This window comes from Cellulomonas timonensis, assembly GCF_900046455.1.
GTDB classification, from domain to species: domain Bacteria; phylum Actinomycetota; class Actinomycetes; order Actinomycetales; family Cellulomonadaceae; genus Cellulomonas_A; species Cellulomonas_A timonensis.
On sequence record NZ_FCOT01000006.1, the window covers coordinates 1 to 1326 of the forward strand.

At 75.2% G+C, this 1326-nt stretch carries 1 protein-coding gene; it reads right to left on the bottom strand.

The features are described 5' to 3' along the window. Positions 1 to 170: 170 nt before the first annotated feature. Positions 171 to 1310 (bottom strand): diacylglycerol/lipid kinase family protein, encoded by a 1140-nt coding sequence (locus tag BN3788_RS00095; protein ID WP_066581515.1) that lies wholly within the window; start codon positions 1308 to 1310, stop codon positions 171 to 173. Positions 1311 to 1326 lie beyond the last annotated feature (16 nt).

The window sequence follows — 1326 nt, forward strand, 5'->3', positions numbered from 1 at the left end:
AGGTGCTGGTGGGCCTGCACCGGGTGTGCCCGCATGTGCGGTTCCTCGGCTCCTACCCGCGGGCCGACGCCGTGCGGGCCGTGGTGCGGCGCGGCACCGCCGACGAGGACTTCGTGGCCGCGCGCGAGTGGCTCCGCTCGCTGCGCGCGGGGCGCACCCACTGACCCTGCTCAGGCGGGGCTGACCCGCACCACGAGCGCGCGCTCGTCGACACGGGTCTCCACGTCCCGCGCCCGCCCGATGATGTCGCCGTCCACCTGCACCTGCTCGCTGCTGGAGAACCGCGCGTGCACGGTGCGGCCCCGGGTGTGGTCGATCCGGCCGATCTTCGCGGGCAGCTCGGTGCGCACGCCCACGCCCTGCAGCACGACCTCGCCGAACAACTGCGCCCAGCCGGCCACGCCGCCGCGGGTGTCGATGGCCGCCACGTCGAGCCAGCCGTCGTCGATGAGCGCGTCCGGCAGCAGCGTGATGCCGCCCGGGAGCCGGCCGCAGTTGCCCACCAGCAGGCTCCGCAGCCGCAGGGTCTCCGGTGGGGCGTCGTCGATCCGCACCACGGCGCGCAGGCGGCGGCCGTGCAGATGCCGCACCCCGGACACGAAGTAGGCGATCCAGCCGACCCGGGCCTTGAGGTCGTCATCGGTGTCGGCGATCATCGCGGCGTCGAAGCCGACCCCCGCGATCACCAGGAAGATGTGGTCGCGCGAGGCCTGGCTCGTCGGCGTGACCCGGGCGGCGGCGGCCGTCACGTCGTCCTCCACCGAGCCGTCGTGCAGCACCCGCAGCCAGCCGACGTCGATGGCGCGGTCCGTTCCGTCGAGCGCGATCCGCAGCGCGGCGGTCGGGTCGCCGAGCGGCAGGCCGAGGTTGCGGGCCAGCAGGTTGCCGGTGCCGACGGGCACGATCCCCATCGCCGTCTTCGTGCCGACCAGCGCCTCGGCCACGGCCCGCACCGTGCCGTCGCCGCCCACCACGACGACCACATCGGCCCCCCGCCGCACGGCGTCACGCGCCTGCCCGACGCCCGGGTCCTCGACGGTGGTCTCGAGCCACAACGGGGTCGCGATGCCGAGCTCGGCCGTCGCGCGCAGGATCTCGGCGCGGGCGTCGGCCACCGCGGGCTTGGACGGGTTGGCGATGAACGCGACGAGCCGCGGCGTCGGCGGGGCCTCGGGCTCGGGCGCCACCGCCCCCTCATGGGCCAGTGACGTGCGCAACTCGCGCAGACGGCGCAGCACCAGCGCGGCGATGACGACGGCACACCCGGCGAGCACCAGCGCCCCGAGCGCGACCCACGTCTCCCATGTCATGCCGACAACTTAGTGC